The sequence below is a fragment of the Paenibacillus sp. JCM 9796 genome, from assembly GCF_055379675.1.
In genome coordinates this window covers 2,043,752-2,068,406 of the sequence record NZ_AP043723.1, presented here as the reverse complement: position 1 = coordinate 2,068,406, position 24,655 = coordinate 2,043,752, and the positions used below count along the sequence as shown (strand labels likewise).

Below are 24,655 nucleotides of genomic sequence, written 5' to 3'. Positions count from 1 at the left end.
TTTCGAATTTCATTTGAAGGAGAGATCGGTTCATGTCTAACGCGCAAAAAGCACTCGTGATGGCGGCAGGCATTTTTCTTGCCATCGCGCTCATTACCCTCGCCGTCGTATTGTTTATTTCCGCGCAAGACTCCACCAAGGCGGCGCAAAGCAATTTCAGCAATATCCAGACGGAGCTGTCGCAAACGGCGTTTACGGTGTACGACAACACGACGTTGTCGGGCAGTCAGGTGGTCAACGCGCTGCGCAAGTTCAGCGATCAAGATCAGTTCGGCATTCAGATCGTCACCGGGAAAAATCCGGCAGGTCAGTGGTACGGCAAGGTGATCAACACGGGTGTTCCGATCGACAGCGTGACCTACGGCTCAGTGGTTGGTGAAGCGCCGGGGCAACTTAGCCATGCGCTCGATGAATCGAATGTGAACTACGTCAATCCGAGCGGCAAATTTCGGGCGCAACTGGTGCACGACAGCAGCAACGTCATCCGCGGCATTGTGTTTCGGCAGCAGTAAGCGCCCGTTGCTGAAATCACAACGCTGATGGGGCGTCCTTTCGGGTATAGACGGACGCCCCGGCGTTTCCAAGGAGGAAACCGATGGAACATGCCCCCAGAACGATGCTGGAAATGAGCGTGGCCTGTCTTCTCTTTCTGATGGCCGCAACGAGCGGACTGCTGCTCTTTCAAACCGGGGCCGCGCTGAACGCCACCGCCTATGTGTCGGGAAAGTCGCTGGACCGCAACATGCAGATGACGTTTTCGCCGATTGCCGGCGACGGCACCGTATCCGGCGCAGAGGTAGCGCAATCCGTTGCCCGGCTGGAGACGGGAGACGCGGAAATCGTGGTGGACGGCGTTCGATACGTGCCGCCGCTCGATCGGGACCAGTTCGTCCCCGCCGGCATTCGCCTGAATGCCCGGTATACGGCAGTCACCCAGCGTGATGCGTCCGGACAACTGCTGCGCCTCATTTTCGCTTCACGCTAAGGAGAATGCCATGAACAGTTTCTCGAAAGTTTTCGCGGTGCTCATTGCCGTTTTATTGCTCTATCTCTACCCCATTTCCGCAGCCTTCGACCAGCAGGACGATATTTCGGAACTGGTCGTATTGAAGGCGACGACAACGTTTGTGGATGCGGTGCGGGACAAAGGCTTTGTGTCGCCGACCATGTATACGGACTTTATGGAGACGATTGCGGCAACGGGCAACACCTTCGATGTGCAAATGGAACACGGCAGCAAAAAGTACGTGCCGGTTTACGACGACCCGACAAGGCCGGATACGTTTCGGGGCAGCTACGAAGTGCATTACGACAAGTTTTACAACGCGCAGATTTTGCCTGTTCTGTTCCCAAATAGCGCGGCTGCAAAAGACGATCCGGCGCGACGCTACAAGCTGCGGGTCGGCGACACGTTTGCGGTCACGGTCAAAAATAAGAACCGGACTCCAGGTACGATTCTGTTCGATTTTCTGAACCAGGCCATCAGTCCGAACGAAAAAATCTTCATTCCTTACGGCGGGGTGGTGCGCAATGAGGCTGATTGAATGGGCCATTGTCGGGGCGCTCATTTTCCTGCCGTTTGCGACCGTGAACCGGATCGAGGTCGAAACGCAGCGGAAGGCGCTATTGACCGAGCTGCGCTATAACGCCGCGCTGGACGCAGCGGTGGATGACGCGGCGCGGATGTTGACCGTCAATACCGACCAGCGGCGGGAGACGCAATACGAATCGGCCAAGCGGGTGGCGCTGAACAAGGACGAGGCGATTGCCGCTTTTTTTCGGACGCTGTACGCAAGCTTCGGCATTGCCGACGATCCCGTTGCGCAAGGCGTACTGGGTCGGTATATCCCGGCTATTGCGGTGATTGGTTACGACGGTTTCTACGTCTATGCCGAGGAGGAGTGGACGGGAGCCGACGGGAACACGGAACGGAAACCGGTTTGGGGAGCGAAGAAGCCGTATGCCTACGCCGATTCATCGGGCAACAGCCTTTCGTTCACGCTGGACGATTTCGTCCTCGCTTACGATGCGGGCAGCCGGAGCTGGCACGAAGGCTTGCGGGCCGACGTCGGGCAGCAGACGAATATTGCGCTATTAAAGGATGCGGAGCGATTTGAGCAGGTGCGTCGAAGCACCATCGTCCGCGCAATTGAAGACGAACTCGCCTACCGAATCAACAAACACAACGAATCGGTTTCCCGATACGGCTTTTCTTACACCTTCACGCTGCCGACCATTTCGCAGGAGGAATGGCACAATACCGTGGATGACGTCGGGGTGCTTGCCTTTATCCAAGGCATTCCGATGGGAGGCAAGTTTTACAACAATTATGCGCTCGGCGGAAGCCGCGTGCTCAAGAAGCCGGAGATTTTCGGGGCCAGGAAAGGAAGCATGAAGGTGTATTATCGCAGCACATGCGGCTTTGCTTATCCGGTGGAAGAGACGTTTTCCAGCGAACAAGCGGCCGCGCAAAAAGGCTATATGCCGCTGGACTGTCCTGTCTCGCCATCTTAACGAGACGGCGGTGATTTCGGAAAGTGGACACGCCGTCAGATCGGCTCTATGATGAACCTGACAGTCGAAATCTTCCAAACTTGTCATGACCCCTATTAAGAGAGGAGCGAATGGCGTGAGAAAATGGATAATTACAGGACTTGTCGCCGCGATGCTTTGCAGCTTGTTCACCGTAACGGCAAGCGCGGCGAGCCGACTTCCGTCCTTTGTCGGCGTCGTCATGGACGGACAAAAAATCTGGTTTCCCGATGCGCAAGCATTTGTCGATGAAAACAATCGGACGCTCGTGCCGGTTCGATTCATCGCGGAAAAGATGGGCGCAAACGTAGGCTGGGAGCCCAAAACCATGACCGTACCGATTGAGCGGGACGACCTGCATATTGTGCTTACGATCGGCGATAGCAGGGCGCTCGTCAACGGCAAAGAGGTGGCCTTCGATTCGAAGGCGATCACCAGCGGCGGCCGGACGTTTGTCCCGCTGCGTTTTGTCAGCGAAGCGCTGGGGGCGGAAGTGAATTGGGATAGCCCGACATCGACCGTATTTATTTCCACACAAGAAGACGCCAATGCAAAGTACGATGAATGGGGCCGCCTGATTCGCACAACCCATTTGCCGAAGAACGCGAAAGATTACCCGTACATTCTGGCCGATGTGCCGAATGAAGCGTATGAGATGGCCTATCCCTACTCGCATCCTACGGACAGCAAAGTTTCATCGGTATTGTATTCAACCATACCGGAATTCAATAAGAAAAACGTGGATATATGGATGAGCCGACTGAAAACGTTTGGTGCACTCTGGCTGAACGTGGATTACAAAACGATTGACGATTCTTGGGCGCAGGCGGTATTTGCCACGAAGGTGCAAAGTTCCAATGCGGAATTGAAATACATCCGGCGGTATGTGGATTGGGTTAAAGAAAACAAGATTCAAATTGAAGGATACCTTGATCCCGAGCCTTCCATGATCTATCGGAACGGATTCGGCGATAATTATATCCGATCCAAATTCAGGATTAAATTTGTTTCGTTTAAGGAAAGTAAAGACTTGCTCTATGATGAAAGGTTCCCTAACCAACAATCTTTTGAAAAGGGAATTTGGTATGAAGGCTACACCGATATCTCGATGTCCACGAATGTGGGAGGCGATTGGGGGCCAACGTTGAAAGTAAGTCCGAGCGCTAGTTTATTCTACAACCATACGATTAAAAGGATGGAGTAGAGATATGAACAAATTGCATAAACGATTCTTGAGCATGCTGCTGGCATGCTTATTTTTGTTTTTCTCCATTCCAACCTCTGTTTTCGCGGGACCTCCCGATGTCAGAACTGAAAATGGCACCATTAAATTTAAGATCACCAGTACGGCTGCAACATCGTCCATTAAATACAGAACCGTGGGTTGGACGGTGCGCCGTGACCAATTATGTTCGAATACGACGCCCAAGCAGTGCGGCGATCCGAGAAGCGGCCAACACGCTTCTTTTTTGGACCAGCAAGTACGGCAAGTAGGACAGGAACCGAATCCGCCCATCCCCGGCCAGCCTGTCACGACCTATTACGAAGTCAGCGAGGCGCTCGTCACGGAAGGCATGTGGAAAGCGGGCATGGGCGACATCAAAGACAACGACGACTTATATTTGTATGCCATCATGGTGTCTATCGACGGAAACGGCAACGTGCGCAAAGGGCCCTTTTATACGCTGGATGAGATCAAGAGGGCCGAACCTTGGGCGCATCCGGACGACTTGGACGATTATTTCGGCATTCATGTACCCTATCGAAGCGCGGAATTTCCCGTTGATGTCATTGCGAAAACCGTGAACGGAAAAGTCATAGAGCAACCGCAAGCTACGTTTCTAAAGGGCAAGTACAAAGTCGGGGAAACGATCGATCATGAATTTCCCGAAACAATTGAGGACAACGGAAAAACGTATACGATCGTTCGCTCCTATTTATCGCCCAAGCAGGACCCGACGCGGAAAGACTGGCTGCAAGAAAATCCCGAAACGAATCCGAAGGTGCGAACGAGAAGCTTTACGGTACATCTGGGCGGAACGGACGCGGTTGCCGAATACGCAGAGAACAATCCGGTGAAGGCCATCTATCAAAAAGAAGACGGCACCAAACTCAAAGAAGTGGACAAAGGCGTTTTCGCAACCGGCGAGGAAGCGAACCATACGTTTGAAGGACAAATCACTTCCGGCGGTCAGACGTATGAAATCATCCGCTCTTACATTACGAACAATAACAAACCCGACGAGAAGCTGTTCGTTCTGGAAAAAGGCGACCCGAAGCTCAAAGAGCGCTCCATTCTGGTGGGATCGGGCGGCTCCAACTTTATCGGCATTTACAAAATTCCCTCCTCGGTAACGGTCGCGTCCCGGATTGAAGCGCCGGAAACGGTCGACCAAAACGTGACCGAAGTGGACGGGGATTTTGTTTTTGAAGTCAAGTCGCTAAAGAATTTGAAGTCATACGAAATCACGGATATTCGAAATGCCAGGCTCGTTCAAACGGGCGACAAAACCGGAAACCTCTCCGGCACGTCAACGAGTAAAACGATTCCGATCAAAATCCCGTTCACGTCCGGCGACAAAGTGAGCGTGCAAATCACCGTCGTTGTGAAGGATGTGGACGGCAATACGGGGGACTCGACATCTGATCATACGGTACGCAAAGGCGACGGCGGCGGAGAACCGCAGCCCGGCGCTTCCCAGCAGGCCGAAGCGATGGAGCCGAACGTTTCTGCCGTCATTCAGGCGGATGCGCGCGGCGCAGAAAAATTTGATGTGCTGCAAGGCATTCCGACTTCAGAGAGCCTGTATGTGAACGCTTTGGCCAAATCGTACTTGTATCGCAACACGTTCATGGAAACGAGCGGCACGAAGCAATACCCGATTCAGGTGAGTAAAACATATACCCTCACCTGGACGGAGACGCGATCCGGCCCGCCCGATGCGGACGGGAATCCGACGACCATTACCGTTCCGCGTTCAGATACACAGACGGTCAGCAAAAACTATTCGATTGAACGCAAGTACAGCTTCTGGACGATTCAAAATCTCGAAGTGTACGGCATTCAGAAGGCGACGGTCTCCAATTATGCGCTTCCGTCGGGAACGGTTACGCTGGAGCCGAATGGCTATGCGCCGCCAACCGTTTCCGCCGCGCATGATGCGTCGCTCAACGCGCATATCATCGATCCGGTCTATTCGAATGTGACGCTTCCCGGACAAACGATTTCCGGCGGCTCCAGGCGGCCTTCCGTACCAAACGAGGACTGGACCAACGAGGCCGAGAAAGCCATCGGCAAGATCAAGGTGAAAAATGACTCATTCGTTTTTAACGGAAATACAATCATGGACAATCGAATCGTTGAGGAAAAAGCACCGACGCCGGGGGCGATACCGGCCCCGCCGATGATTGGGCAAGATGTGCTGTACGGCAAAGGTTATCTCATTGACGCTTCCAAAACGAACAAAGCGAATCAGCCGAGTACCGGCACCATAACGTATTCCCTGATTAAAGGCATCGGTGGCGGAGCAAACAAAACGTTTTCCATTGTCGGCATCAACCCGGTAACCGTGCATACGCCGGTGGTGAACTACGCCTCGGTGTCGGACGATCAGGCCCACAACCAGAAAACGCAGCCGACTGCCGGGCGGTCGGCGCTCATTCTGGACCGGCCCTTCACCGTGACGATTCCGACAAGCGGCCCGCACAAGGACATCAAGGGCTACGGCAATCGGGATTATGCCAAGTATGTGAGGGACAAGCAGGTACGCTTTCCGTTCGATGTGTACAAAGCGGATCGCACGTCGTTCGTCCCCAAGGACACGTGGGTGTCCATCCCGGTCGGTCAGTTGCAGACGACCTTCTACTTGCCCGTTTGGGTGGACGAGGGCCATTACGACGTGTTATTCCGAACGTTTGCCGAGAACAGCCCGGCTTCCTTCACGTCCCAAATGAATGCCAACCTGGACTTGTCCAACCATGTGGCTGCGCAGGCGGTTCCAGTGGAAGTGATCGGACGTCTCTATGATTTCCGCATCACCGACATTGCCGATTTTGCCTGGGAATCGGTGTTTCGCACCCAAAAAGGCAGCGCGACGCCGACAGGAAACGCCTATTGGGTCGGCACGAAAGGTATTGACGGCGCACCGCGCGGCAACACCCCTCCTTACGTGCTGCCGGTACGGCAAGGCAGTCACCCGGAGAGCGGCAAGAAAAATGTTGCGGTCAAAACGGGTTACCATTTCAAATTCGAAGTCATGACGAAAGGCAACATGTTCGGCTCGGGCGACGGCATCCTCATTACACCGACGTTTTATTTTGTGGACAGCAAGGGGAAGAACAGGCAAGAAGTCGATCTTTACTATCATTCAGGCGGTCAGCGTTTTATTCGTATCGGCTCCGGCGACGATGTGGAGAAACGGTATGTGACGCTCGACGCTCGCCTGCGCAATGTGCCGAAGCAGGAGTTGACCGACACAGCCGCAACGCTTTGGTCGCTAAACGGTTCGCCCGGAGCGAGGCAGACGTTTATCGATCAATATGTAAAGGATGCGCAGAAGCCGACCTATGTGGGCGGCTACGATATTATGCTGCTGCCGCCTCAGCTTCGGACGTTTGTCGGAAGCACGCAGGTGCCCTCCGGCATCGATGCGGCCCGCGCAAACGCTTCAGTTCAGCGATGGCGGGGGGACTACAGCGTGCCCGCCGCGCCGTACGTGGTGCCGAAAGGCTTCAATCTGGCCGAGTACGGCCGCACGCACCGGCTGGACGACAATGCGCCCGTATTTCTGAAGGATGGGTACATCATCGTCAATTTCAACATCGAAACGATCCGCAATCAAGACTTGAAACATCCGCATCTGCAATACAAAAACGCGCCGCTGGACAATCAGTGGCGAATGGAAGGGTTTCAGCGCAGCTTCGTCGATCCATACGGGGCAACGTTCTCCCTGCTGGACGGCGACGTCGTCTTTTATCATGCCAATTTGTCCAGCTACGACGACTTTGGGACGGGCGGCACCCATTAAATTCACCAGACGGGAGGGATAAACATGTTGGAAAAGCTGCAAAGTGCCGCGCCAGAGGATACGGCTTATTTTTATTCCGCTTCTGCCGCAGAGGAGATCGAACGTGGCTGCATCGGCCACCTGCGCGGCGATTTTGGGCGGTCGGGCGAGGAGTTCTGGGTAACATGGTTTCCCCGGCGCTCTCCCTTGAAACGACTGCTTTTAAAGAAGAATTGGGTAAAGTCTTTCAAGCTATCGGCGATCAGAAGGTGCTGAAAAGCCGCCAGCATATGTTACGATTTTGCAGCGAGCATCCGGAGGCGCGCATCGGCGGTGCTTGGAGCACGGATGTGTACGGGTTTTGCATGCAAACGCAGGATCACCGCTACTATTTGCGCTGCTTTCCCTTTGCCGGGGATTACAACTTTTACTTGTACTGCTATGCCCGGCCGGAGCGCTTGGTGGAGCAGCAACAGCAAGCGCCTTCCACGCTTGCCGCACAGAAGAAAAAACGGAAACGCAACGATAGGAGGACGCAATGAACGATCTCACTCGTTATCGGCTGCTGGACGGAGCCTCGCTTCCGCTTGCGGCCAAGCTGGTGTTCTGCTATTTACTGGATTTGGCGGGCGGAAAAAACAGCCCCGTGTGGCTTTCCTCCCGTCGGCTTGTGGCAGATATCGGACTTTCCCCTTCTATGTGTGTCGCAACCTAGAGCGAACACCTACCAGCCGGGAGGAAAAGAATATGATGGAAAGACTGCAAACGGCCGTGTCGGAAGATGCGGCCTATTTTTATTCCGCTTCGATCGAGAAGGATACGGAACGGGGATGTATTGGGCACCTGCGCGGTTACTTTGGAAGCAACGGCGAGACGTTCTGGGTAACCTGGTTTGAGCATTTGCCAACATTGAAAACATTGACTTTTCGGGCAGAACTGGATGCGGTTGTGCAAAACTTGAAGGAGCAAGGGCTGCTTCAAAGCCGCAGCCGGATGCACCATTTGTGCATGCTGCATCCGGAGGCACGTCTATCGGGGGCGTGGCATTCCGGTGTATATGGCTTTTGTTTTCAAACGGAACACCATCGGTACTATCTGCGTTGTTTCCCGCATGCGGGAGACTACAATTTCTATCTGTACTGCTACGTCCGGCCGGAGCGTTTGTCGGAACGATCGCCGGAGCGATAGCGTCTGCCGAGGAGGAAGTTTATGAATGATCTTACCCGGTATCAACTGCTGGCCAAAGCGAAGGTCCCTCCTGCAGCAAAGCTATTGTACAGCTACCTGATGGACCGCGCGGGCGGGCGGCATGGCTGCGTCTTGTTGTCCGGCAAAAAGCTGGCTTCGGAGGTGGGTCTCTCTCCTTCCACTGTCCGCCGAAATCTGCATCGCCTGCAACTTATTGGACTCATTCGGATTACGGCTCGTTATTCCGAGGAAGGCATTCGCCTGACCAATCAAATAACGTTTCGGTAAGGGAGGCGCTCTCATGACAGCCAAGTTGCAGCGCATCGTCGAACTGGCTGCCAGCACGGCTCGCACGGTGACGAATCACCCTGACCGCTGGGCGGATTTTTTGCGGGCGGCGGCCTGGAACTATAAATATCCGTTTCAGGATCAACTGTTAATCTACGCACAACGTCCTGACGCAACGGCCTGCGCGCCGATTGACGTCTGGAACAGACGGCTGGATCGCTGGGTGAAGCGCGGTGCAAAAGGGATTGCCCTGATCGAAGATCGGGGCAACCACTTGGGCCTGCGCCATGTGTTTGACGTATCGGATACCCAGAGCAGACGCCAGCCGCAGGTGTCGCTTTGGCGATTGCAGGACAGCGATACGGCTCATGTCATCGAAACGCTGGAAAATGCGTTCGGCGCGTCGGATGAGATGGAACCACGTGCGGATCTGCCTGCTGCGTTGCTCGCTGCTGCGCGGAATGCGGTGGATGACAACAGCGCCGATTATGTGGCGGAGTTGATGAAAGAGCGGGAACACAGTTTGCTGGAAGACCTGGACATACCACATGTGGAATTACTGTTCAAGCAAATGGCCGAAACGGCCGTCGCTTACATGGCGATGACCCGTTGCGGACTCGATCCCGCACATTACATCAGCATCGAGGATTTGTCCGGCATCGGGTATTTCAACACGCTTCCTGCGCTGTCCCACTTGGGCGCAGCGATTAGCGATGTGTCCGAGATGATGCTGCGGGAAGTGGAATCGACCGTCCGAGCGCTGCGCCGGGAGGCACAACGTGCAAATGAGGGTCAGTCGCTTCATACCCTTGCAAGACCCGATTCCTTGCCGCACAATGAAGCTACCCTGCAAGAAAGGAAGGATGAACATGGAACTGACGTACACGCAGCAAGGGGATTATTTGCTGCCCAATCTGATGCTGAGCGAAGCGGAGACGCCCATCGGGAAGTACGGGATGATGCGCAAAACGTTTCTGAAAACCGAACGGAAGGGTATGTACGCCCAACTGATGTTGTCGGAGCAGTTGAACCGGCATCTGGCGGACATCGACCGGACGGCGCGGGAGCAGATCGACCGGACGATGCAACAGATGCTCGCGTCTCACCCGGCACCGGACAAGGCGAGCGATCCGCTGGGCTGGACGGGACACATGAACAACCTGAAGCAGCAGGCGGAGGAACTGATTCTCGCGGAACTGATTTATCATTAAAATGGTACGACCGGGAAACGGAGGACCGAAGCCTTCCGTTTTTTCATGACCATGCCATCATCAATGACATGCTCCGAGCCGCGCCGCTGCGGGAGAGCAAGTCGGACATTGCAGCGTTTTTCCTTGCTCATGAGGATGAGTTCGAGCGTGTGTTATATGTGCGCGGTTTGTTTCCGGCAGGCATCACCGAACTGACGCTTGATGAAGGCGTGCAGGCCGGGTTTGAACCGTATCGCAACGTTTTGCATCTGTGGACGGGGACGGCGGAGCAACGAACGGCGCAAGGCTTTTACGATTGGGGCGTCATCGCCGGGCATATCGCCAGCATGATGCTGTTGAACGAATTTGACTTGTCGCGAAAGTTAGAACCATCCATCGAGCAACAGACGCTGTGGATGGAACAAGCGGAGGACGCAAAAGCCTCCGCTTTTTTCATGCCGCAAGCGGTCATTGACGCCATTTTGCAAAATGGCAGCGGTTTCGAGAACGGCAAGTATCGCATTGCGCTGCATTTCCAGCAGTCGCTGTCCGCACAGGAGAACGCCGATTTCCTGAAACGGGAATACGGAACCGGCGGGCGCCTTCCCGCGCTGATCGGCACGGATATTCACATGAATTATGACAGCAAAGGCATCACGCTGACCCGCGGCTCCATCATGAACCCGGATACGCGAGTCGTGCTGCCGTGGATGAAGGTGCAGAAACGTATCGGCGAACTGCTGGCAGCGGGTCGTTACTTGAACCGGCAGGAAGCCGAGCGGTTGCCTGCTTTTGCGGAAGAACAAGAGGAAAAGCGGCGGCTGCAAGCGGCGGAAATGGCCAGGCCCGATGTGCCGCAGCCGGATGCATCGTCGGGGCTTTCCCGACCAGACGCACAAGCGGAATCGGAACACACGCCGGTGAATCGGGAACGGGCACGATACGGTTATGACGCAGGCAGCACGGTCTGGATCGGCGCGGACGAATATGAAGTTGTGCAACTGGAGCAACGAACAGTGGTGCTGCAAGACCGTCAGTTCCCGCTCGTCATCAAAGCGTTGAATCGCCGGGATTTTGAGCGAATGCTGCGCGAAAACCCGCTGAACGATCATCTGATTACCGGAGAGCAGGAGCCGGAACGGTTTGACGAAGCGGCATGGGAAACAGCGGAAGATGCGGTTTCACCGGAAGAGCCGGTGACGGAGGGGCCAGAGACCGTATCGCAGCCAGACACTTCCCTTTCCCCTGATCCTGTGGCCGGCCGCACCGCGCCAGCCCGTCCGTCTGTCCCGGCTGTCAACTACCGGATTACGGATGATGAGCTGGGGCATGGCGGCGCAAAAACGAAGTTCAAATGGAACATGGAAGCGATTCGGCTGCTGAACAAGCTGGAGCAGGAGCAGCGGCAAGCGACAGCGGACGAGCAGGCGGTACTGGCTCGATATGTTGGATGGGGCGGCATTCCGCAGGCGTTTGACGAAGCGAACACGCAGTGGGCAGCCGAATATGCGGAACTGAAAAATGTGCTGGAGCCGGATGAATACGCGTCCGCTCGCGCGTCAACGTTGAATGCCCATTATACGTCTGTGACCGTCATCAAAGCGATGTACGAATGGTTGGAATCGATGGGCTTTCGCAGCGGCAATATTTTGGAGCCGTCCTGCGGCATCGGCAATTTCTTCGGACTGGTGCCGGAGTCGTTCCAAGGCTCGCGGCTGTTTGGCGTGGAACTGGACAGCATTACCGGCCGTATTGCCAGGCAACTATACCCGCAGGCGTCGATTGCGGTCAGCGGCTACGAACAGACGAATTTGCCGGACAGCTTCTTCGATCTCGCCATCGGGAACGTGCCGTTCGGCGGTTATGGCGTGGCGGATAAACGTTACGACAAACACAAGTTTCTCATCCATGATTACTTTTTCGCCAAGACACTGGACAAAGTGCGTCCGGGCGGCATCATTGCTTTTATTACGTCCAAAGGCACGATGGACAAGCAGAACCCGGCGGTTCGCAAATATATTGCGGAACGCGCCGAATTGCTCGGAGCGGTGCGTCTGCCGAGCATTGCGTTTCTGGCCAATGCCGGAACCGAAGTAACCGCCGACATTATCTTTTTACAGAAACGGGATCGCATGGTCGCCGTCAGCGAGCAAACCGAAACATGGCTATCCCTGTCCGAGACAGCGGACGGTGTGCCGGTGAATCATTATTTCGCGGAACATCCCGATATGGTGCTGGGCACAATGGTTTTTGACGACCGGATGTACGGCAACCGGCAGGAAACATCCTGCAAGCCATACCCGGACGCCAATTTGGATGAGCTTCTGCGCGAAGCGTTGTCCAACATCCATGCCGAATGGGCGGAGCTGGAACGGGAAGACCAGCCGGAGGAAGAAGAACCTTCTCTCCCTGCCGATCCGACTATCCGCAATTTCAGCTTTGCGTTGGTGGATGGACAAATCTACTACCGGGAGAACAGCCGGATGCGGCGCGTAGACACTTCTGCTACGGCGGCAGGCCGCATCAAGGGAATGATTCTGCTGCGGGACACCGTACGCGAGCTTATCGAGTACCAAACCGAAGACTACAGCGATGAGATCATTCAACAGCAACAGCGCAAGCTGAATGCGCAGTATGACCGGTTTACGGCGCAATACGGCCTGATCAACAGCCGCGCCAACAGCCTTGCTTTTTCGGATGACAGTTCTTACTTTCTTCTTTGCTCGCTGGAAATCATCGACGAGGAAGGACGGCTGCTGCGCAAGGCGGATATGTTCACCAAGCGCACGATCCGGCAGCGCATCCATGTGGAGCAGGTGGATACCGCTTCGGAGGCGCTTGCCGTTTCCATCGGCGCAAAAGCCCGTGTCGATCTGCCGTATATGGCGCAGTTAACCGGCTGGACGGAAGAAGAACTGATAAAAGAGCTGCGCGGCGTCATCTTTCCCAATCCCGTAAATCTGGACGAGGAAGGCAAGCCGATCTACGAAACGGCGGATGCGTACTTGTCCGGCAATGTGCGGGAGAAGCTGCGTGTGGCCAGACAGTTTGCCGCATACGATGCCGAACGTTACGGCGAAAACGTCAAAGCGCTCGAAGCGGTGCAGCCGAAAGACCTGGACGCCTCCGAAATTGATGTCCGTTTGGGCGCAACCTGGCTGCCGCCGGAAGACATTCGGCAATTTCTGTTTGAGCTTGTGGACACGCCGCCGATGTACCAGACCTACATCAATGTCATGTATTCCGAATATACGGCTGCCTGGAACGTCAAAGGCAAAAGCGATGACCGCAGCAACAATATCAAGGCGAACGTCACGTACGGCACTAACCGCGTCAATGCGTACAAAATTCTCGAAGATACGCTGAATTTGCGGGACGTGCGCGTATTTGACACCGTGTATGAGGATGGCGTGGAAAAGCGTGTGCTGAACAAGCAGGAAACGGCCATCGCCCAGCAAAAGCAGGAGATGATGAAAGAAGCGTTCCGCGACTGGATATGGAAAGACCCGAAGCGGCGCGAACGGCTGACCAGGCTGTACAATGACCGGTTCAATGCCATCCGTCCTCGCGAATACGACGGAAGTCATATCCGATTCACCGGGATGAACCCGGAAATCCGGCTGCGCCAGCACCAGGTCAATGCGGTTGCCCGGGCGCTGTACGGCGGCAACTCCCTTTTCGCTCATTGTGTTGGCGCAGGAAAAACGTTCGCCATGACCGCCGCGGCGATGGAGAGCAAGCATCTTGGGCTGTGCAACAAGAGCATGCTGGTCGTTCCGAACCATCTGACCGAACAGTGGGCGGCGGAGTTTTTGCAGCTGTATCCGTCGGCGAATATTCTGGTGGCGACCAAGAAGGACTTTGAAACGAAAAACCGCAAAACGTTTTGTGCGCGGATTGCCACAGGCGATTATGATGCGATCATCATCGGCCATTCGCAGTTTGAGAAAATTCCGATTTCGACGGAGCGCCAACGGCAGCAACTGTACGAACAGATTTCGGAAATTACAAACGGCATCCGGGAACTCAAGGAAGCCAGAGGCGAACGCTATGCGATCAAACAGCTTGAAAAAACAAAAAAGACGCTGCAGACCAAGCTGGAGAAGCTGAACGACACGAGCCGAAAGGATGATGTCGTGACCTTCGAGGAACTCGGCATAGACCGGCTATTCGTGGACGAAGCTGATTCGTACAAAAACCTGTTTCTTTATACGAAAATGCGCAATGTAGCCGGACTGTCGCAAACCGAAGCGCAGAAGTCGTCGGACATGTTTGCCAAATGCCGCTATCTGGACGAACTGACCGGAGGCCGGGGCATTATCTTTGCGACGGGTACGCCGATTTCCAACTCCATCACTGAGATGTATACGATGCAGCGCTATTTGCAATACGAACGGCTCAGGCGGCAAGGCTTGCAGCATTTTGACGCGTGGGCTTCGACATTTGGCGAAACCGTCATCGCGATCGAGCTTGCTCCGGAAGGAACGGGCTATCGGGCGAAAACCCGGTTTGCCCGTTTTTACAATTTGCCGGAACTGATGAATATGTTCAAGGAAGTGGCCGATATCCAGACTGCGGACATGCTCCAACTTCCCGTCCCGAAAGCCCATTTTCACAATGTTGCGGTGCCGCCAAGCGACTTTCAGCGCGATATGGTCGCGGATCTTGCCCGCCGCGCCGAGCGGGTGCGGGCGAAGGAAGTAGAGCCCCATGAGGACAATATGCTGACGATCACCAATGACGGACGCAAACTGGCGCTCGATCAACGGCTGGCGAATCCCCTGCTTCCTGACGACGAAGGCAGTAAAGTCAGCGCCTGCGCGGACAATGTCTTCCGGTATTGGGAGGAACATCAGGCGCAGCGTTTGACCCAGTTGGTGTTCTGCGATTTGTCCATTCCGAAACAGGATGATGCCTTCAATGTGTACGACGAGTTGCGGCGCAAGCTGATGGAGAAAGGTGTTCCTGCCGAGGAAATCGCCTATATTCACGACGCCAATACCGAGGTCAAGAAAAAGGAACTATTCGCCAAAGTACGCAGCGGCCAAGTTCGGATACTGCTCGGATCGACGTTCAAGATGGGCGCAGGCACCAACGTGCAAACGAAGCTGATTGCTCTTCACGACCTTGACTGCCCTTGGCGTCCGCGCGATCTGGAGCAGCGCAGCGGGCGCATTATCCGGCAAGGCAACCAGAACAGCGAGGTGCATATTTTTCGCTATGTGACGGAGAACACGTTCGACGCGTACCTTTATCAGACACTGGAGAACAAGCAGCGCTTCATTTCGCAGATCATGACCAGTAAGTCTCCGGTCCGTTCCGCCGAGGATATCGATGAGACGGCGCTCTCCTATGCCGAAGTGAAGGCGCTGGCGACCGGCAACCCGTACATTAAGGAGAAAATGGACCTGGACATCCAGGTATCCAAATTGAAGCTGCTCAAAGCCAATCACTTGAGCCAGCGGTATGCGTTGGAGGACCGGCTGCTCAAGCTGCTGCCACAGCAAATCAAGTCCACGGAGGAACGAATTGCCGGCTATGAACAGGACGTCGCTTTGTATACACGTTCTCTGGCACCCGAGGCGGATGGGGCAGATAAATTCCCCGGCATGACGATCAAAGATTACACCTACTCGGAGAGGGCGGCAGCGGGCGCGGCTTTGCTGGACGCTTACAAAGGAATGACTTCGCACGATTCGCAGGAAATCGGCAGCTACCGGGGCTTTTCCTTGTGGCTGTCCTTTGACAGCTTCCATAAGGAATACAAGGTTACGCTGCGCAGTGCGCTCGGTCATACGGTGACGCTCGGAGCGGATGCGGGCGGCAACATTAGCCGCATCAACAACGCCTTGTCGGATTTGCCTGTGAAGCTGGAACATGCCCGTGAACAGCTTGCCACCTTGCGTCTGCAAATGGAAACGGCGAAGGAACAAATCGCGGCTCCATTCGAGAAGGAGCAGGAGCTTCAAACGAAAGCGGCGCGTCTAGCGGAATTGAATGCGCTGCTCAACATGGACAAACAGGAAAACGAAGCCGTGGACAGCATGCCGGACGAAGAACCGGAAACGCCGGAACGGCGGGTGGTGGGCCGCGAGCGATAACGGTCTGACACTTCCGTTCCTGCCCCTGTAAGGGAACTTCATGCGGAAAGAACATGGTATCGGTGCGAGCATTTCACAGGTCGAAGTTAGCTCGCTTGTTAAAGTTATCAATCACATGACGAATTGGACTCCGTTTTTGGGGTCCTTTTCTCATTTCCGGAGGAATGAACATGTTGTATGCCATCCCAAGCGGCGGATGCTTTTGTCCGATTCTGCCGCCTTTTTGTTACGGAACCGACTTGATCGAGGAGGGAGAAACCGTGCCGTCATTGGAGTTGATTTCCAAAGAGAAGAACGGATTTGGCGATACGTATTATTACATCCGCGACTCAAACGGGGTGACCAGTCAAGTTTATGAAGGCGATTTAGACGCATTCATGAAAAAGAAAGGTGTTACGAAGTTGCAGGAAGGCAGAGCTTATCTGTACCCCAAAAAGAGGGGTAGGGCACGATGAACCATATACCCTTCGGACGCTGCCAGGATTTCCAGAAGGAGCCGCGGCAATGATCTACGTAAACAAGGAACAAATCGAACGTGCAAAAAGACTGGATCTGCTCACGTATTTGCAAATGTACGAGCCTGCGGAACTGATACGTTGCTCCCGCAATGTCTACACCACCCGTACACATGACAGCTTGAAAATCTCCAACGGCAAATGGTACTGGTGGTCAAGGGGGATCGGCGGGCGCTCGGCGCTGGACTACTTGATCAAAGTGCGCGGCATGTCTTTTCCCGATGCGGTGCTGCAAATTGAAGGCGTTCATCCGGGCAGCGCACCTGCATTTTCGCAATCTTTGCAACAACGCTCTTCTCCAGCGCGGTTTGAGCTTCCAGAACCGTATGAAAACTCTCATCGCGTCATCGCTTATTTGAGCAAACGAGGCATCCACCGCCCGGTGATCGACTACTGTCTCGAAACGGGGCGTTTGTATGAAAGCCGCCGTTACCATAACGCGGTATTCGTCGGATTTGACCAGGGAGGGACGCCGCGCTATGCGGCGATACGCGGTACGACAAGCACCCGTTATATGGGGGAAGCCGCCGGCAGCGACAAGCGGTATTCGTTTTCCATTCCGGCCTCGGGAAACTGTACGGAACTGCATCTGTTTGAGAGCGCCATTGATCTTTTATCTTACTGTACGCTGGAACATCTCGCCGGCCGGGATTGGCGGCAGGCAAATAAGCTGTCGCTGGCCGGCATATACAGGCCCAGGACAAATGGGGAGGACCCTACTCCCCCGTCTGCCCTAACGCATTACTTGCAGTGCTTTCCCAAGGTGAATCGACTTGTACTGCACCTGGACAATGATGAGCCGGGGCGATTGGCGGCAGCCACGATACAGAGGCTCTTCTCCCTCGCCCTTCTCATATCCGATGAGCCGCCCAAGTTCGGAAAGGATGTAAACAACGATTTGATGGAATTCCGGCGAAGACGCGGTGAACCGTCCCGATAGCGGTAGACGCTGAACGGTCAACGCTTTTTTTGCGGGGATACGATAAAAACTTATGGTATGTGGATAAGATGTGAATAGATTGGGGATAAGCGCAATCGCATTGATTGTATAGCATGTAATAGGTATAATAAAATCAATATACAGCTATGCAAGGAGTGACCAAGATGATTATCAAGCCTTCCGCCAGTATCCGGCAAAACTATAATGAAATCGCCGATCTATGCAAATCTTCCGGGGAACCGGTGTATCTGACCAAGAACGGTGAAGGCGATCTCGTCGTGATGGACATTGAGACGTTCTCCCGTCGCGAGAAGATGTTGAAGCTGCGCGAAGAACTGCTCGCTGTGCAAGAGGATCGTTTGGCGGGCCGTGTTGGTATGACGCCGGATGAACTGGACGATTACCTGGAGGGCATTATTGACGAGGTTCAGCATGGAAAAGATGCCCCGTTATAAGATCATCGTCTCCGATCGCGCCCGCCAAATGCTGGCGACTCATGTGCGGTTTCTTGCGGAAAAAAGTCCGGATGCGGCGCGGAAAACGAAAAACGAATTGCTACAATCGATACGTTCCTTGGCGCAAATGCCGGAACGGTATCCTTTTCTGGAAGCGGAATTTATCCCGTCCAACAAGTATCACAAAATGTTCGTAGATAAATGGTATCTGGTGCTGTATCAAATTCAGGATGAAATCGTGTATGTCGATTTCATTGTAGACTGCCGCCAGGATTACCGCTGGTTGGTGCGATAACAAAAAAGTATTGCGGAAGACGCCCGAGCGGATCGGCGTCTTTTTTGTGTTTTTGGGGTCCTCTCTTGTTCCCGGCAGGCGGTTTGATGGCAACGCGAGACGAATGTCTTGCGTTGCAGCAAGCACTGAATTTGGATATCCAAATTCGCTTGTTAGGGGCGCAGCCCCTAAGACCCCATCATCGCGATGCTATCGTTTCGATGATCGAATCGTGTTCAAACTGGTTGTTCATCGCGGCAGCGTTCTGCTTCAAGGAGACATTTATGGAAAGGGGTGATGGTCGATGAGGAAACGTTCGATATCATTTCTGCTTCGCCTGAGTGAAAGCGAACATGCTCGCCTTACTAGAGAAGTGGAAAAAACAGGACTTTCTCGGGAGGCGTACATCCGAGCGCTCATTAATGGATATGTACCGAAGCAGCTGCCGCCACTGGACTACTACGCGATGATTCGTGAGCTGCACGCCATAGGCAATAATCTGAATCAACTGGCTGTGAAGGCACATACGACCGGTCGTCTGGAAAGAGCTGCCTTTCAGGAGGAAGCCGATCACTTGCGCCGTGCTGTTCAGCACATTCAACAGGCGGTAACCGAACCGGAGCGAAGAAGCGAACTACCTTCGATGCATACAAGCGGACATCCGCCGTAAGGGGGCATGACAAATGGCAACGACCGCGATCTGGGATGTGACTGACCGTTTGAAGCGCGTACTGGACTACGCTCGAAATCCCGACAAAACGACACAAGATCGCGCCGAACCAGATAGCTTGCAGCAGGCGCTTGGCTATGCGACAGCGGATGCGAAAACGGAGAGGCAACTGTACGTGAGCGGCATCAACTGCGACCCGCTCACCGCTTATGAGCAAATGCAGCGCACCAAGCGACAATTTCAAAAAACGGATGGCATTGTCGCGTTTCACGGATATCAGTCGTTCGCGCCGGGCGAAACGACGCCGGAAATTGCCCATGCCATCGGGGTTAGGCTGGCGCAAGAACTATGGGGAGAACGCTTTGAAGTCGTCGTAGCAACCCATCTGGACAAGGGACATTTGCACAATCATTTTGTGTTGAATGCTGTTTCTTTTGTAGATGGCAAGCGGTACTACGACAACAAAGCTTCCTACGCTTTGCTGCGGCACACGTCCGACCGGCTTTGCCGGGAGCATGCGCTGTCGGTCATTGAACATCCCGAACCAGGTAAAGCTAAGCACTATGGGGAGTGGCAGGCGGAACGCGAAAACAAACCAACTTGGCGGGGATTGATTCGTGAGGACATCGACACCGCCATCGCAGCTTCCATGACAATGACCCAGTTTTTCGCCGCTCTGCAAAAACAAGGGTATGCGATCAAAACCAATGTGAAACATCTGGCAGTGCGTCCGCCCGGCAAGGAGCGCTTCGTCCGCTTGCGCAGTTTGGGATACGAATATACGGAGGAAGCGTTAAAGGAGCGCATCTTGCAAAACCACATGCCGAAGCGCCAGCCCTCACTTCCGCTACCGCGCCGAAAGCGAGTTGTCAGGGTTCGTGGAGTTTGGAGGGCTGGACGTAAATTCAGCGGCTTGCAGGCGTTGTACCTACGCTATTTATATGAAATGGGCATCCTGCCCCGTCAACGTGCGTCCCCGCGAAGGACGCATTTTTTGTTGCGTCAAGACTTGCGCCACTTGACGGTCATCACCGAGCAGACAAGACTGCTGTGTCGCCGCCGCATCACCACGAAGGATGAGCTACTCGCAAATCTCACCGGGCTTCAGGAGGAAATGAAACAAGGGTACAGCGCGCGCAAGGCATTGTACAACCGGCTGCGCCGTTGTAAGCAGCCGGAGCAGCGTGAGGCAATCAAAAGACAAATTGCCGAGGCGACCCGGCAGCTTGCGAAACTGCGAAAGGAGGTGAAGCTTTGCACGGGTATTCTCGCCCGTTCGGAGGGGATGGTCCATTTATTGCGTGAACGTGAACCCGAACATCACATACGAAAGGAGATGAACGCCGATGAGCGGAAACGAAGCGGCCGATCAAGTCGTCAGCATGAGTCTGCGGGGCATCGAGATGGTGGCCAAAATTTCCGGGGAAGGCGCTAAGCATTTGGCGGTGTATTTGTTCGCCGCCTTGCAGGGACAGAAACGGACAAAAGGGCGCATCCGTTTGGAAAGTTTGCTCCGCAGCGGCAAGGAACTCAAGGTGTTTGCCGTGAAAACCGAGGATCTCCCGACTTTTTGTAAGGAGGCCAAGCGGTACGGTGTGCTATATTGCGCGCTACGCGACAAAAAGAACGTGGACGGGCTTTGCGATGTGATGGTGCGTGCCGAAGATGCGTCCAAGATCAACCGGATCGTCGAGCGCTTCAAACTGGCGACGGTAGACACGGCCAGCATCAAACAAGAAATTGCAAATACCCGCAGCGAAAAGCAGCCGGACGAGAGCCAAACTGCGCAAACGCCGGAGTTAAACGGCGAAGCGCCTGAGCGGGAAGGGAGTCCGCCATCTGTCACGGAGGAAGTTCGAGAAGATTTTTTGGACGAACTGCTGGGAAAGACCGAACAGCCGGAGGAGGTTCGGGCAGCAAGCCAGCAACCGGAAGCCGCGCCTCCGGAACCGACTCCCCCGGCAGCCGCACCTTCGGCCGACGAACGAGTGCAGCAGCAGACACCGCTGCCCTCTCCCCCGATGCAGGAGGGAAGAACGATGGAACCGGCCATTCCGTCCGTGCCTATCTCCGGGCACAGCGTCGACAACGTAAGGGATTCGACTGATCGTAAACCGGCGCAGGAAAAGGTGTCGATCCGTCAACTGTTGCGTGAAATTCGTGAAGAAAATCGCGAAGCGGAGAAAAGACGGCGGCAAATGGAGCGTGAGCCGTCTTTGCCTAAACGCAGGGATCGTGGCAAGGCAACATCGGGCGACAAAACGCCAACGCCCACTACCCGGAATCGAAAGCGAGGGAAATCCAAATGAACGAACTGGACGAATTATTCTCTACTCCTTCCATCCAGCGAGAGCAGTCGTTTGACAAGGAAGCGTGGGTTCACCAAAAACAGGAACAGCGGCAGTGGACTTACGACACGATTGATACGACGACGATGACGATTGTTCAAAATGGAGAACAGTTTCAGCGTTATCTGGATGTGCAAAGCCGTTTTGACCGTTACAGTGTCTCCAATGCGCTGCTGATTTTAGCACAACGCCCGGAAGCGACACGCATAGCGGATTTCGAGGGTTGGAAGGAACAAGGCGTATCGATCCGCCGCAAGGAAACCGGTTTTTATATTTTGGAACCGGGCGAGGAATACCGGCGGGAAGATGGAAGCACCGCGACCAGCTACAACCCGAAGAAGATGTTCGATATAGCCCAAACCACTGCAAAGAAACCGGATCAACCGGTCTACCCGGATGATCGCACCCGCATCAAGGCGCTCATGGATCGTGCGCCAGTACCGATCACAATCAGCGATGCGCTTCCTGCGGATGTGCATGCGCTCTACCAACCGGATGTGCGCAACATTGTCATCCGCCGCGGGCTGGCAGCTGGAGACATCTTCCGCGCACTGGCGCAGGAACTGGCGCATGCGGAAATGGATCGCGGCGATAGTCGCTACAGCCGATCAGAATATCAGTTTCATGCCTACAGTGTTGCCTATATCCTTTGCAAGCAGGCTGGAGTTGAAACGACCGCGTTCCGGTTTGACCGGGTGGCAGAACGGTTCAAAGACATGGAGCCGCAGCCGATTCGTGCGGAATTGACGACGATGAAAGAAGCTTCGCATACGATTTCCCGGCGTATGCACCGCATACTGAACCCGCAGCGGCAACCTTCGCAACCAGGTCGAACCGATCCTACCCGCTAAGGAGCGTGAGGAACCATGAAAACGGAAGAACGCATACTCAGTCTCGACCACTACGAGCATGGCATTGTCATCAACGCGTTGAATAAGCTGCGTAATGACTTGATAGGCGAGCGGCGGCCGACCGATGCGGTGGACGATCTGCTACTGAAAACGTTGGATGCGCCCTATCAAAGAATGAAACGCCGGAGTCGCCATGAAACGCGCTAAAGCCGCAAGGAGTCAACTTGTACTCGTTGCGGTTTTTTTTATTCCCGTCATATGGGTGGCGCTGCTCGTCGCCCCGGCGTTATCTGGGGGATTGCCTGCAATCCTGCTTCATCTAAGCGAGGCGAATCCCTTTCAACTCCAGTGGGTTGAGGATTCAATCCGAAGCCTGCTCGTCTGTACGCTGGCTTATGGGCTGGCGGTTGGCGCGTATCTGGCTTCGCCGCGTAATTATCGTCGCCGCGAAGAACATGGCAGCGCCAAGTGGGGCAAGGCGAAACCGATCAACGCCAAATACCAGAGCAAGCAAGCGGAGCAAAACAAAATATTGACGCAGCACGTGCGCATCGGTCTAGATGGACGCAAGCACCGCCGTAATCTGAATGTTCTCGTCGTAGGGGGTTCCGGTTCCGGCAAAACGCGGTTTTATGCGAAGCCGAACGTGATGCAGGCGCACACCTCATATGTCGTACTTGATCCGAAAGGCGAAATATTGCGTGACACCGGTCATTTGCTTCAGACGAAAGGGTATGACATTAAAGTGTTGGATTTGATTCATCCGCACCGTTCCCACGGCTATAACGCTTTCTCCTATTTGCAGGATGATAAGGATGTGCTAAAGCTGGTCACCAATCTGATTCGCAACACGACGCCCAAAAACAGCAATACGAACGATCCCTTTTGGGAACGTTCTGAAACCGCCTTGCTGGAAGCGCTCATGCTGTACTTGCTCTATGAAGCGCCGCCGGAGGAGCAGAACTTCCCGATGATTATGGAAATGATTGCTGCTGCCGAGGTTCGGGAAGAAGACGAAACGTACCAAAGCCCGCTAGATGAATTGTTCGAGCGGCTTGCCATGCGCGACCCGGAACATCTCGCCGTCAAGCAATACAACATCTTCAAGCTGGCTGCGGGCAAGACAGCCAAATCCATTCTGATCGGACTTGGCGTGCGATTGGAAAAATTCAATTTGCACAGCATTGCCGGAATGAGCCTGGTCGATGAAATGGACTTGCCACGTATCGGCACCCGGAAGACGGCGCTATTTGCCGTCATCCCCGACAACGACAGCAGTTTCAATTTTATCGTGGGCATGCTGTACACGCAGCTTTTTCAATGCCTCATGTACGAAGCGGACTACCGTTACGGCGGCCGTCTACCAGTGCATGTGCATTTTGTCATGGACGAGTTCGCGAATGTCGCCCTGCCCGATGAGTTCGACAAGCTGCTCTCAACGATCCGCAGTCGGGAAATATCGGTGTCTATCATTTTGCAAAACTTGGCACAGCTTAAAGTGTTGTACAAGGACGCATGGGAATCCATCGTCGGCAACTGCGATCTGTTCCTGTATCTGGGCGGCAATGAACAATCCACGCACAAGTATGTGTCGGAGCTACTTGGCAAAGAAACTATTGATACGAACACCTACGGCCAAAGTAAAGGACGCAGCGGCAGCTATTCCATCAACTACCAGCAGTCTGGCCGGGAATTGCTTACCCCTGATGAAGTGCGACTCCTTGATAATCGTTATGCGCTGCTGTTTATTCGTGGGGAACGACCGGTGCTTGATGACAAATACGAGGTACTGCGCCATCCTCATATCGCGCTGACGACAGACGGCGCAGGTCAGGCGTACCAGCACGGCGGTACGGAGCATGCGCTCGATTGGAGGACGGTGCAATTGGATGAGAACGGTGAATATGAGCTTTTGTCAGAGGAAGAACTGGAGGCATTATTTTTACATGAAGGGATGGATCGCGTTTGAAACGTAAAACGAAATGGCTGATTGCTTTCTACATGATGACGGTGCTGTTCGGGACGATGCTAGTTTCCACCGCCTATGCCCAAAGCGACCCGATGACGACAGTCAACAACTTGTCCAATTTTATCTTCGGGTTGATTCGCGCGGTCGGCATGATTATTTTGGGGTTTGGCGTTGTGCAGATCGGCTTGTCGCTCAAGTCGCATGACCCTTCGCAGCGAGCGAATGGTTTTTTAACCTTGGCCGGGGGCGTCATCATCACGTTTACCAAAGAGATTTTGGACCTGATCACAGGTTAAGCCATGGAGGATGAGGAATGAGCCGACGCCCG

The 24,655-nt window shown here is 54.3% G+C and carries 24 protein-coding genes; 23 read left to right on the top strand and 1 reads right to left on the bottom strand.

Annotated features, from left to right (window positions below):
* Nucleotides 1-32 precede the first annotated feature (32 nt).
* From ACZ439_RS09880 to ACZ439_RS09835, 10 genes are all read left to right on the top strand, one after another.
* Nucleotides 33-512 carry a hypothetical protein gene (locus ACZ439_RS09880; RefSeq protein WP_054798840.1) on the top strand — a complete coding sequence of 160 codons (480 nt, stop codon included), beginning with the start codon at nt 33-35 and terminating at the stop codon, nt 510-512.
* Between the two features lie 83 nt (nt 513-595).
* Nucleotides 596-985: a hypothetical protein gene (locus tag ACZ439_RS09875; RefSeq protein ID WP_054795910.1), complete on the top strand. Its 390-nt coding sequence runs from the start codon at nt 596-598 to the stop codon at nt 983-985.
* 10 nt (nt 986-995) lie between these two features.
* Entirely contained in the window at nt 996-1,544 is a 549-nt protein-coding gene (locus ACZ439_RS09870; protein ID WP_464620966.1) for a hypothetical protein, read from the top strand.
* Nucleotides 1,531-2,514, top strand: coding sequence for a hypothetical protein (locus tag ACZ439_RS09865; RefSeq protein WP_127608059.1), 984 nt, complete (start codon nt 1,531-1,533; stop codon nt 2,512-2,514). Before ACZ439_RS09870 ends, ACZ439_RS09865 begins: the two co-directional genes overlap by 14 nt.
* Nucleotides 2,515-2,629: 115 nt before the next feature.
* Complete coding sequence (locus ACZ439_RS09860) at nt 2,630-3,736, top strand: copper amine oxidase N-terminal domain-containing protein (protein WP_244932952.1); 1,107 nt, start codon at nt 2,630-2,632, stop codon at nt 3,734-3,736.
* Between the two features lie 4 nt (nt 3,737-3,740).
* Nucleotides 3,741-7,559, top strand: coding sequence for a DUF5704 domain-containing protein (locus ACZ439_RS09855; RefSeq protein ID WP_244932951.1), 3,819 nt, complete (start codon nt 3,741-3,743; stop codon nt 7,557-7,559).
* Nucleotides 7,560-7,723: 164 nt separating this feature from the next.
* On the top strand, nt 7,724-8,080 hold the full coding sequence (locus ACZ439_RS09850) for a hypothetical protein (protein WP_054798839.1): 357 nt from the start codon (nt 7,724-7,726) through the stop codon (nt 8,078-8,080).
* Complete coding sequence (locus ACZ439_RS09845; protein WP_164751826.1) at nt 8,077-8,253, top strand: hypothetical protein; 177 nt, start codon at nt 8,077-8,079, stop codon at nt 8,251-8,253. The genes ACZ439_RS09850 and ACZ439_RS09845 overlap by 4 nt, the downstream gene beginning before the upstream one ends.
* Nucleotides 8,254-8,285: 32 nt before the next feature.
* Nucleotides 8,286-8,726: a hypothetical protein gene (locus tag ACZ439_RS09840; RefSeq protein ID WP_054798838.1), complete on the top strand. Its 441-nt coding sequence runs from the start codon at nt 8,286-8,288 to the stop codon at nt 8,724-8,726.
* A 21-nt stretch (nt 8,727-8,747) separates the two neighbouring features.
* Nucleotides 8,748-9,014, top strand: coding sequence for a helix-turn-helix domain-containing protein (locus tag ACZ439_RS09835; RefSeq protein WP_054795916.1), 267 nt, complete (start codon nt 8,748-8,750; stop codon nt 9,012-9,014).
* Nucleotides 9,015-9,162: 148 nt separating this feature from the next.
* Here the strand turns inward: ACZ439_RS09835 and ACZ439_RS09830 are convergent, their stop codons facing one another.
* Entirely contained in the window at nt 9,163-9,564 is a 402-nt protein-coding gene (locus tag ACZ439_RS09830; protein WP_244932950.1) for a hypothetical protein, read from the bottom strand.
* A 235-nt stretch (nt 9,565-9,799) separates the two neighbouring features.
* On the opposite strand from ACZ439_RS09830, the gene ACZ439_RS09825 reads away from it, so the two are divergent.
* The 13 genes from ACZ439_RS09825 to ACZ439_RS09765 all read left to right on the top strand — a co-directional run bounded on the left by ACZ439_RS09825 (nt 9,800) and on the right by ACZ439_RS09765 (nt 24,623).
* On the top strand, nt 9,800-10,225 hold the full coding sequence (locus ACZ439_RS09825; RefSeq protein ID WP_307720682.1) for a TnpV protein: 426 nt from the start codon (nt 9,800-9,802) through the stop codon (nt 10,223-10,225).
* Nucleotides 10,226-10,293: 68 nt separating this feature from the next.
* Entirely contained in the window at nt 10,294-16,305 is a 6,012-nt protein-coding gene (locus ACZ439_RS09820; protein ID WP_307720681.1) for a helicase-related protein, read from the top strand.
* Between the two features lie 170 nt (nt 16,306-16,475).
* The gene (locus ACZ439_RS09815; RefSeq protein WP_054795917.1) at nt 16,476-16,760 is read left to right on the top strand and encodes a hypothetical protein; all 285 of its coding nucleotides are present in this window, start codon (nt 16,476-16,478) and stop codon (nt 16,758-16,760) included.
* A 49-nt stretch (nt 16,761-16,809) separates the two neighbouring features.
* Entirely contained in the window at nt 16,810-17,760 is a 951-nt protein-coding gene (locus tag ACZ439_RS09810; protein WP_054798837.1) for a DUF3991 and TOPRIM domain-containing protein, read from the top strand.
* A 164-nt stretch (nt 17,761-17,924) separates the two neighbouring features.
* The gene (locus tag ACZ439_RS09805) at nt 17,925-18,215 is read left to right on the top strand and encodes a type II toxin-antitoxin system Phd/YefM family antitoxin (protein ID WP_054795918.1); all 291 of its coding nucleotides are present in this window, start codon (nt 17,925-17,927) and stop codon (nt 18,213-18,215) included.
* A complete protein-coding gene (locus tag ACZ439_RS09800; RefSeq protein ID WP_127608054.1) occupies nt 18,193-18,510 on the top strand; it encodes a type II toxin-antitoxin system RelE/ParE family toxin in 318 nt (105 codons plus the stop codon). Before ACZ439_RS09805 ends, ACZ439_RS09800 begins: the two co-directional genes overlap by 23 nt.
* Nucleotides 18,511-18,793: 283 nt before the next feature.
* Nucleotides 18,794-19,159, top strand: coding sequence for a MobC family plasmid mobilization relaxosome protein (locus ACZ439_RS09795; RefSeq protein WP_127608053.1), 366 nt, complete (start codon nt 18,794-18,796; stop codon nt 19,157-19,159).
* A 13-nt stretch (nt 19,160-19,172) separates the two neighbouring features.
* Entirely contained in the window at nt 19,173-20,594 is a 1,422-nt protein-coding gene (locus ACZ439_RS09790; RefSeq protein WP_127608052.1) for a relaxase/mobilization nuclease domain-containing protein, read from the top strand.
* A complete protein-coding gene (locus ACZ439_RS09785) occupies nt 20,506-21,468 on the top strand; it encodes a PcfB family protein (RefSeq protein ID WP_236595683.1) in 963 nt (320 codons plus the stop codon). The genes ACZ439_RS09790 and ACZ439_RS09785 overlap by 89 nt, the downstream gene beginning before the upstream one ends.
* Nucleotides 21,465-22,358: a hypothetical protein gene (locus tag ACZ439_RS09780; protein WP_127608051.1), complete on the top strand. Its 894-nt coding sequence runs from the start codon at nt 21,465-21,467 to the stop codon at nt 22,356-22,358. Before ACZ439_RS09785 ends, ACZ439_RS09780 begins: the two co-directional genes overlap by 4 nt.
* A 15-nt stretch (nt 22,359-22,373) precedes the next feature.
* Nucleotides 22,374-22,565, top strand: coding sequence for a hypothetical protein (locus tag ACZ439_RS09775; RefSeq protein ID WP_054795919.1), 192 nt, complete (start codon nt 22,374-22,376; stop codon nt 22,563-22,565).
* Nucleotides 22,552-24,327, top strand: coding sequence for a VirD4-like conjugal transfer protein, CD1115 family (locus ACZ439_RS09770; protein ID WP_054798835.1), 1,776 nt, complete (start codon nt 22,552-22,554; stop codon nt 24,325-24,327). The genes ACZ439_RS09775 and ACZ439_RS09770 overlap by 14 nt, the downstream gene beginning before the upstream one ends.
* Entirely contained in the window at nt 24,324-24,623 is a 300-nt protein-coding gene (locus ACZ439_RS09765) for a glutamyl-tRNA amidotransferase (protein WP_430016623.1), read from the top strand. The genes ACZ439_RS09770 and ACZ439_RS09765 overlap by 4 nt, the downstream gene beginning before the upstream one ends.
* The last annotated feature ends 32 nt before the right edge of the window (nt 24,624-24,655 follow it).

Excerpts from the sequence above, each read along its gene's own strand:
- ACZ439_RS09830 (WP_244932950.1), bottom strand. The coding sequence starts at position 9,564 with ATGTGGTATGTCCAGGTCTTCCAGCAAACTGTGTTCCCGCTCTTTCAT.
- ACZ439_RS09840 (WP_054798838.1), top strand. The coding sequence starts at position 8,286 with ATGATGGAAAGACTGCAAACGGCCGTGTCGGAAGATGCGGCCTATTTT.
- ACZ439_RS09780 (WP_127608051.1), top strand. The coding sequence starts at position 21,465 with ATGAACGAACTGGACGAATTATTCTCTACTCCTTCCATCCAGCGAGAG.
- ACZ439_RS09845 (WP_164751826.1), top strand. The coding sequence starts at position 8,077 with ATGAACGATCTCACTCGTTATCGGCTGCTGGACGGAGCCTCGCTTCCG.
- ACZ439_RS09865 (WP_127608059.1), top strand. The coding sequence starts at position 1,531 with ATGAGGCTGATTGAATGGGCCATTGTCGGGGCGCTCATTTTCCTGCCG.
- ACZ439_RS09775 (WP_054795919.1), top strand. The coding sequence starts at position 22,374 with ATGAAAACGGAAGAACGCATACTCAGTCTCGACCACTACGAGCATGGC.
- ACZ439_RS09880 (WP_054798840.1), top strand. The coding sequence starts at position 33 with ATGTCTAACGCGCAAAAAGCACTCGTGATGGCGGCAGGCATTTTTCTT.
- ACZ439_RS09810 (WP_054798837.1), top strand. The coding sequence starts at position 16,810 with ATGATCTACGTAAACAAGGAACAAATCGAACGTGCAAAAAGACTGGAT.
- ACZ439_RS09870 (WP_464620966.1), top strand. The coding sequence starts at position 996 with ATGAACAGTTTCTCGAAAGTTTTCGCGGTGCTCATTGCCGTTTTATTG.
- ACZ439_RS09785 (WP_236595683.1), top strand. The coding sequence starts at position 20,506 with ATGAGCGGAAACGAAGCGGCCGATCAAGTCGTCAGCATGAGTCTGCGG.
- ACZ439_RS09800 (WP_127608054.1), top strand. The coding sequence starts at position 18,193 with ATGGAAAAGATGCCCCGTTATAAGATCATCGTCTCCGATCGCGCCCGC.
- ACZ439_RS09790 (WP_127608052.1), top strand. The coding sequence starts at position 19,173 with ATGGCAACGACCGCGATCTGGGATGTGACTGACCGTTTGAAGCGCGTA.
- ACZ439_RS09820 (WP_307720681.1), top strand. The coding sequence starts at position 10,294 with ATGCTCCGAGCCGCGCCGCTGCGGGAGAGCAAGTCGGACATTGCAGCG.
- ACZ439_RS09825 (WP_307720682.1), top strand. The coding sequence starts at position 9,800 with ATGAGGGTCAGTCGCTTCATACCCTTGCAAGACCCGATTCCTTGCCGC.
- ACZ439_RS09850 (WP_054798839.1), top strand. The coding sequence starts at position 7,724 with ATGGTTTCCCCGGCGCTCTCCCTTGAAACGACTGCTTTTAAAGAAGAA.
- ACZ439_RS09770 (WP_054798835.1), top strand. The coding sequence starts at position 22,552 with ATGAAACGCGCTAAAGCCGCAAGGAGTCAACTTGTACTCGTTGCGGTT.
- ACZ439_RS09855 (WP_244932951.1), top strand. The coding sequence starts at position 3,741 with ATGAACAAATTGCATAAACGATTCTTGAGCATGCTGCTGGCATGCTTA.
- ACZ439_RS09835 (WP_054795916.1), top strand. The coding sequence starts at position 8,748 with ATGAATGATCTTACCCGGTATCAACTGCTGGCCAAAGCGAAGGTCCCT.
- ACZ439_RS09875 (WP_054795910.1), top strand. The coding sequence starts at position 596 with ATGGAACATGCCCCCAGAACGATGCTGGAAATGAGCGTGGCCTGTCTT.
- ACZ439_RS09815 (WP_054795917.1), top strand. The coding sequence starts at position 16,476 with ATGTTGTATGCCATCCCAAGCGGCGGATGCTTTTGTCCGATTCTGCCG.
- ACZ439_RS09805 (WP_054795918.1), top strand. The coding sequence starts at position 17,925 with ATGATTATCAAGCCTTCCGCCAGTATCCGGCAAAACTATAATGAAATC.
- ACZ439_RS09795 (WP_127608053.1), top strand. The coding sequence starts at position 18,794 with ATGAGGAAACGTTCGATATCATTTCTGCTTCGCCTGAGTGAAAGCGAA.